Origin of the sequence: Allocoleopsis sp. (genome assembly GCF_036703385.1) — a bacterium.
In the GTDB taxonomy this organism is placed as follows: domain Bacteria; phylum Cyanobacteriota; class Cyanobacteriia; order Cyanobacteriales; family Coleofasciculaceae; genus Allocoleopsis.
Genome location: NZ_DATNPA010000141.1, coordinates 1 through 7,068, shown reverse-complemented (window position 1 = coordinate 7,068; position 7,068 = coordinate 1). Strand labels below are relative to the sequence as shown.

Below are 7,068 nucleotides of genomic sequence, written 5' to 3'. Positions count from 1 at the left end.
CCACGATATTGAAGAAGCTATCTTTTTGAGCGATCGCATTCTGGTTATGGGCGTTCGTCCAGGGCATATTAAAGAAACAGTTGTGGTGAATCTTAAGCGACCCCGCCATGTAGATACGATGCTTTCACCAGATTTTGTAAATCTCAATCGGCAAGTCTTTGAATTGATTCGCGAAGAAACTCTCAAGAGTATGGAGTTGTGAGGCGGTGCAGATCGTACTTAGCTGTTCCCTGGTTGTTCCTCTCACCCAGTGCGTAAGTCCTGAGATATCAAGTCTGCACTTGATGGAGGAATTCGGTTTGAATCCAGCGATCGAGGTTAATTGTCTCTAGTCCTTCATTTCCGGGAACTAGACGGAGTTGGGCAATGTGTTGAGTAATCCAGTCGGGACGAATCGTCATTTCGCAGAAAAAGCGCCTTGACTGATTCTGGTTATAAACACTGCTGAGAATTTTGGAGACGATTTCGGCATCCAGGGTTGTCCACTTGCTAATTAGAGAAAGCGCAGAAGGAGTAATGGTGTACCAATATTGGGCGGCGCTTAAAGCTTTTAGGTAAGCTATTACAACTTCCGGATACTGTTCTGCTAACTGTCCACTCGCCACCACACCATGAAAGGCAGGTAAAACATTCAAACTGTCACCTGGCAAATAACGAAACTTGCCTTGACGATAGGCAATATCGTGAAAGGGAGCAAAGTGGGCGTACCCATCTGCCTGAATTGAATAACCAAATGGCTGAGTAATATTTGAGTTTTCTAGGGAAGCAAGCCTAACCTCGTTAAGTAAGTTCGCAGAATTGAGCGATCGCATCACCATCCCATGTGCAGAAGAACTGAAAGGAACCGCAATCACACCTCCTCGCAAGTCTTCGATGCTTTGCAGATTGGACTTATTGGGAACAATCACCGCATTACAGGAACCATCAGGATTCGTCGAAACAAAACTAACCAGGCGTGTCTGTCGAGTTTCACTACCGGAATTATTTTGCTGGATAGCACTCAGTAATAAGGGATAATCTCCTAGAACGCCAATATCTAATTTCCCGGCGTGCAATCCTTGAATAATCGGTGCTCCTGTTAAAAAATCGCACCAGTGAATGCGATATTGGGTGGAACTGTATCGCCCTTCTTTGGGTAAGAAGTGTTCTAGCAAGCCTAAGCGCTGAATCACTAAGCCCGCCGTTACTGTTGGAATCGTGCTGTTTTGAATACCGATCGCTAAATCAATTGTCTCAGGATGTTGCAGGGAATTGGAACGAATGATTAGGTTAGGCGATCGCAAACGTACTGGGGTTGAATGAGGACAAACAGAGGTTTGCTGTTGCTCTTGACAATTCTCAACCAGAGCAATAAACTTTTGCATCGGGTTAGAGTTGCGCGATCGCCGATTTTGCGGCAATGAGTCTGTAAGCGCAGATTGTCTTAATCGTTTGGGTAATAGTAGAAAAACATTACCAGGCAAGGCAAATTCTTGGAGGGGAATTGCAACGAGCATTCCCGATTGACATTCCGATTGAAATTCAAAGTTAGAAGCAAATCCTAAATAATGACCCTGCATCATATAGGTTCGCATCAAACTGAGAGTATCAACCGTTTCAACTTGAGCGAAATCCGAAACGTTTATCCCTAATTCAGTGAGCCGAGATTCAAACACTAAACGACTCGGAGAGCCAGTATTTAGCATCACCCATTGCTCTTTTTGCACTTCTTTCAAACTCAACCAGGTTTGATTCGCTAAAGGATGATTTGCTGCAACGATTAAAGAATAGTGAATTGGAGCAATTGGGGTTGCTGAAATTTCAGAAAATTCTGCAAAACTAATATCTGAGATTCCTATATCAATCTGACTGCTGGTAATGGCTCGATAGAGAAATTCGGCAGAGTCAAATACGACACACTGAGTCTGAATCCCAGGATACTGCTGACGGTACTGGAAGAGGACTTCAGGTAGCCATCCATTAGCGATCGCGGCTGTACAGCCAATTTTGAGATTGCCAAATTTGCCTTTTTTGATTTCTTCGACTTTGGCAAACAATTGATTTTCAACCTCAATCAGTCTTGGCCCTTCCTCCAATAAAAATTGTCCCACCTCTGTCAGCTGAATTTTACGCCCCAAACGATAAAAAAGGGAGGTTCCTAGTTCAGTCTCCAGGGATTTTATTTTGGCGCTGACCGCAGGCTGAGTCAGATTTAGAGCATCAGCAGCTTCGGTAAAGCTGAGATGCCTAGCCACCTCCAGAAATACTTTAACTTGATAAACCTCCACGTTTTCTAACCCCCCGGATTGAAATTTCTATTTTACAGCTTAATGAATGAATTAAACTAATTTATAAAATCATAAATAATGTGAATAAATAGATGGTATTTCTGGTTACAAAAAAGCTTGTAAGCTTTAAAATTCCCCCCTAATATGAAAAGGTCACCCGATTTTAGATTGAAGAATTGACGATTTTAGATTTATTCCGCCTTGAAAGACGGGGCTTGTACCATTTTTTAATCCAAAATCTAAAATCCAAAATCTAAAATCTAAAATTCTCGGTCAACAAGCGGACTCAGTGAATTTATTAGTACAAAGTTATAAAAGTTTTTGCTAACTGAAGAGGAGTTAAGAGTGGATACTCAATGGATGAAGACAGATGTTCTCGTCATCGGTGGTGGTACTGCGGGAACAATGGCAGCAATCAAGGCAAAACAGGCAAATCCTGAGGGAGAGGTGCTGATTTTAGAGAAAGCGAATATCCGTCGCAGTGGGGCGATCGCAATGGGTATGGATGGTGTGAATACAGCCGTCATTCCTGGTAATTCTACCCCAGAGCAATATGTTCGCGAAATTACGATTTCCAACGATGGGATTCTGAATCAAAAAGCGGTCTACCAAACTGGAAAATTAGGCTTTGAAGTCATTCAAGAATTGGAAAGCTGGGGTGTCAAGTTCCAAAAAGACATTCATGGCAATTACGACCTGAAGCAAGTGCATCGCGTGGGCAAATATGTGCTGCCGATGCCAGAAGGGAAAGACCTGAAACAAATTTTGACCCGACAGGTAAAGCGCCACAAAGCGAAAGTCACGAATCGGGTAATGGCGACTCGCGTTCTAGTCAGGGACGGACGCACCATTGGAGCAGTAGGGTTTGACGTGCGAAACGGCGCTTTTGTCGTGATTCAGGCAAAAGCAGTCGTTCTGTGTACAGGAGCTTGCGGACGATTAGGTTTACCCGCCTCTGGCTATCTCTACGGCACCTACGAAAACCCCACCAATGCTGGTGACGGCTATTCAATGGCGTATCATGCAGGTGCAGAACTCACGAATATCGAGTGTTTTCAAATTAACCCCTTGATGAAGGACTATAACGGCCCCGCCTGTGCCTATGTCGCTAGTCCCTTTGGAGCTTACACCGCCAATGCAGAAGGCCACCGCTTTATCAGTTGCGACTACTGGAGCGGTCAGATGATGCTGGAAATCTGGAAGGAGTTGAACTCTGGAAAAGGCCCGATTCAACTGAAGATGACCCATTTAGATGAAGACACCATTTCAGAAATTGAGTCGATTCTGTGGTCGAATGAACGCCCCAGCCGAGGGCGGTTCCATGAAGGGAGAGGTGAAAATTACCGCACGCATGGCGTAGAGATGAATATCTCTGAAATTGGTTTGTGTAGCGGTCACAGTGCCTCTGGAGTCTGGGTCAACGAGAAGGCGGAGACGACGGTGCCGGGGTTGTATGCCGCAGGCGACATGGCAAGTGTCCCCCACAACTACATGATTGGAGCGTTTGTATTTGGTCGGTTGGCGGGTACGAATGCTGTGAATTATATCGAAGGTTTAGAGCATATTGAACCCAATCCTGATGTTTTAGAGGCGGAAAAACAACGAATTTATGCTCCTTTGAACAACCCGAATGGCGTGCCACATACGCAGGTGGAGTACAAATTACGGCGGTTGGTCAATGACTACCTACAGCCACCCAAAGTAGACCACAAGATGGAAATTGGGCTGAGAAACTTTGTGCGCTATCACGAAACCCTAGAGATGATGGGCGCACGCGACCCGCATGAACTGATGCGCTGTATGGAGGTTCACTTTATTCGCGATTGTGCTGAGATGGCAGCACGCGCCTCGCTGTATCGTCGGGAAAGCCGTTGGGGGTTGTACCATTACCGACTGGATTATCCCGAAAAGAACAATGAAGAATGGTTCTGCCACGTCAATCTCAAGAAAGATGAATCAGGCGAAATGGTTTTGTTCAAGCGTCCGGTTGAGCCTTATGTGGTGGACGTTGATATTGAACGAGAAGTTTATGATGTCGCGGTGCGGTAAGGGCAAGAAGGCTTTTATACAGAAGGAAAGAAAGACTGTCGAGTAAGCTTTTTAACCTTTTTCAACTGGATAATTATTTCCGCCACGCTGCGGTAAGTTCATTGATTTTTAGCAACCAGAGGGAGTGTTATGGCTCTAACAACGCAACGGGTTGATGTACCCGTAATCGTCGATGAATCGAAATGCTTAGAAAAGTGTACAGCTTGCATTGAAGTGTGTCCGTTGGATGTGTTAGCGAAGAACCCAGAAACGGGCAAAGCCTATATGAAGTACGACGAGTGCTGGTTTTGCTTGCCCTGTGAGAAGGAGTGTCCCACCAACGCGATTACGGTTCAAATTCCCTTTTTGTTGCGATAAAGGAGTAAAGATGTCTGCTGATTCTGAATTGAACCAATGGTTGGAAATGCTGCGATCGCACGACGCAAGCGATCGCCTAGTTGCCGTCAAAATGCTGCAACATTTGGGCGATGAGGATGCCTTAGAACCCTTGATTACAGCCCTGCAAGATGAGAGCATGGCTGTGCAAAAGCTAGCGGTGACGGCGCTGTGGGAGTTAGCTAATCCTAAGGCGGTTCCGGCTTTAGTAGAATGTTTGGCTTCAAGCGATGAGGAGATCCGGGAAGAAGCGCTATCTGCCTTGGGCGAATTAGTTACCCCCGATCGCTTGTTGCTGCTGCTAGATGCCTTGCATCGAGATGACGTGAATATGCAACTAAATGTGTTAATTCTGTTGCGGAAGATTCACGATGCTCAGTCTTTGCCCTATGTATTGCCGTTCTTTGAGTCGGAAAATGCTCAGTTACGGGAAGCGGCAGTAACCACGTTACGCTATCTTAATCAAGTGGAACGCTGCAAAGAAGCGATCGCGTTGATGTCCGACCTCGATGAGAGCGTGCGGCGTTCTGCTGCCCTGACATTAGGACATTTAGCAGATGCAGAAGTAGTTCCCTGTCTGTGCCAAGCACTCACTACCGACAAGGATTGGCAGGTGCGGCGTAATGCGGCAAAATCGTTGGCACTCCACGCTGATGTTGCGGCAGTTCCGGCTTTAGAAACGGCTTTGGCAGATGAGCATTGGCAGGTGCGGAAGTTTACGCTTCAGGCGTTGCAGAAAACACCTGCTGACCAAGCCTTACCTGCGTTAGTGAAAGCGTTGGCAGATGAATACTCGGATGTGCGCCGAGATGCAGCGATCGCACTCGGTATCCTGAGGAACCCAACTGCCCTGAATGCACTCCAGCAATCCCTGGACGATCCAGACAAAGACGTGTGTATTTACGCCCAACGAGCAATTCAGACGATCCAGGAGTCTACACCAGAAACATCAAATGCCTAGCCATCAATCTCCCTTCCGCCAAACTCATACAGAGGAAATTGCCACTCCTCCTGATCCGGTGACTGAAGCTCGGCAACGAGAAGTTGTTGAGTGTCTCAAACAGGTGATTGAACCCATCCTCAAAAACGACATCGTTAGCTTAGGGATGGTACGGAATCTGCGAGTTGTGGATGACTATATTTATCTACGCCTGTATGTGGGGAAACATCAACATCACCTACAAGCCGAAATTCAATCAGTACTTTCGCCCGTAACTTGGTGCAAGAAAATCTATATCCAAATTTGTACCATTCCCGGTGTCAGAACGACGTTGGCAATTTCCAGTGGCAAGGGAGGTGTAGGCAAGTCCACAACATCGGTTAATTTAGCCGCTGCTTTGAGTTTGCAGGGGGCGAAGGTGGGTTTACTCGATGCTGATGTCTATGGCCCCAACATCCCCCAGATGTTGGGATTGGGACAGGCAGATGTCAAGGTGATTGATACACCTAACGGTCAAAAGTTTCTCCCCTTAGAAGCTCACGACATCAAAGTTATGTCAGTAGGACTGCTGGCAGAACCCGATCATCCCCTCGCTTGGCGAGGGCCTGTTTTGCACAAAATCGTGACTCAGTTTATCCAGGAGGTGGAATGGGGAGAATTGGATTACCTGCTGATTGATTTGCCTCCTGGTACAGGCGATGCTCAAATTACGATTGTGCAAGAAAGTCCGATCTGTGGAGTAATCCTAGTCACGACTCCTCAACAAGTCGCGGTTGCGGATGTGCGCCGTAGCGTCCATATGTTTCGTCGTGTCGGCATTCCCGTGCTTGGCATTATCGAAAACATGAGCTATTTAATCTGTAGTCACTGTGGCGATCGCATTCCGATTTTTGGGAGTGGTGGAGGTCAGCAGCTATCGACAGAACTCCACGCCCCTTTACTGGGACAGATTCCCATTGACCCTAGTATTTGTATGGGGGGGGATACGGGAACGCCCTTGACGCTAGCTCATCCAAACTCCACAGTCGTGCAGGTATTTGTACAAATAGCTGGGGCGATCGAGACGACTTTTCGCCCTTGGTGAAGTTCTGCTGAAGGGGTGACGAGTAATAACCCTCTTTTGTCACTCTGGCCAGAATAAAATAAGAGAAGACCCCTAGAACGCTGGCCAGACGGGAGTTGACCATGAACTTACCCAGGAATGCGATCGCTACCGTTTCCTTTGTTGGAGAGCGATTGTTTTCGGGGGAGATGGAGTAGACGACACACATATTTTTGCTGACCCGAGCGTTGGGTTTTATCTCCTTTTAAGCAAGCACAAGTATAGGCAATGGCGATTAACAAGACTAGACGAGTACAGCAAGAGAGCCAGTAGTGGCGTGGCAAGGCTAAAATAGTGCATTAGGATATTGGGAGCAAATCAGTCATTTGGAGTTT

At 46.6% G+C, this 7,068-nt stretch carries 6 protein-coding genes and 1 pseudogene; 5 read left to right on the top strand and 2 right to left on the bottom strand.

All coding sequences use genetic code 11. The features are described from left to right. Positions 1-202: pseudogene (locus V6C93_RS06950) on the top strand (ABC transporter ATP-binding protein); the annotation flags it as partial. A gap of 67 nt (positions 203-269) precedes the next feature. On the opposite strand, the gene V6C93_RS06945 reads toward V6C93_RS06950, so the two are convergent. Further along, positions 270-2,267, bottom strand: a complete 1,998-nt coding sequence (locus V6C93_RS06945) for a LysR family transcriptional regulator (protein ID WP_333475925.1) — start codon at positions 2,265-2,267, stop codon at positions 270-272. 345 nt (positions 2,268-2,612) lie between these two features. Between V6C93_RS06945 and V6C93_RS06940 the strand changes: the two genes are divergently transcribed. The 4 genes from V6C93_RS06940 (at position 2,613) to V6C93_RS06925 (ending at position 6,715) form a co-directional block, all read left to right on the top strand. Then, positions 2,613-4,316, top strand: a complete 1,704-nt coding sequence (locus V6C93_RS06940) for a fumarate reductase/succinate dehydrogenase flavoprotein subunit (RefSeq protein ID WP_333475924.1) — start codon at positions 2,613-2,615, stop codon at positions 4,314-4,316. A gap of 129 nt (positions 4,317-4,445) precedes the next feature. Next, the gene (locus V6C93_RS06935; RefSeq protein ID WP_009630490.1) at positions 4,446-4,673 is read left to right on the top strand and encodes a 4Fe-4S dicluster domain-containing protein; all 228 of its coding nucleotides are present in this window, start codon (positions 4,446-4,448) and stop codon (positions 4,671-4,673) included. A 10-nt stretch (positions 4,674-4,683) separates the two neighbouring features. Then, the gene (locus V6C93_RS06930) at positions 4,684-5,652 is read left to right on the top strand and encodes a HEAT repeat domain-containing protein (RefSeq protein WP_333475923.1); all 969 of its coding nucleotides are present in this window, start codon (positions 4,684-4,686) and stop codon (positions 5,650-5,652) included. After that, entirely contained in the window at positions 5,645-6,715 is a 1,071-nt protein-coding gene (locus tag V6C93_RS06925) for an Mrp/NBP35 family ATP-binding protein (protein ID WP_333475922.1), read from the top strand. The genes V6C93_RS06930 and V6C93_RS06925 overlap by 8 nt, the downstream gene beginning before the upstream one ends. 107 nt (positions 6,716-6,822) lie before the next feature. On the opposite strand, the gene V6C93_RS06920 is transcribed toward V6C93_RS06925, so the two are convergent. After that, the gene (locus V6C93_RS06920; RefSeq protein ID WP_333475921.1) at positions 6,823-7,017 is read right to left on the bottom strand and encodes a hypothetical protein; all 195 of its coding nucleotides are present in this window, start codon (positions 7,015-7,017) and stop codon (positions 6,823-6,825) included. Between the last annotated feature and the right edge of the window lie 51 nt (positions 7,018-7,068).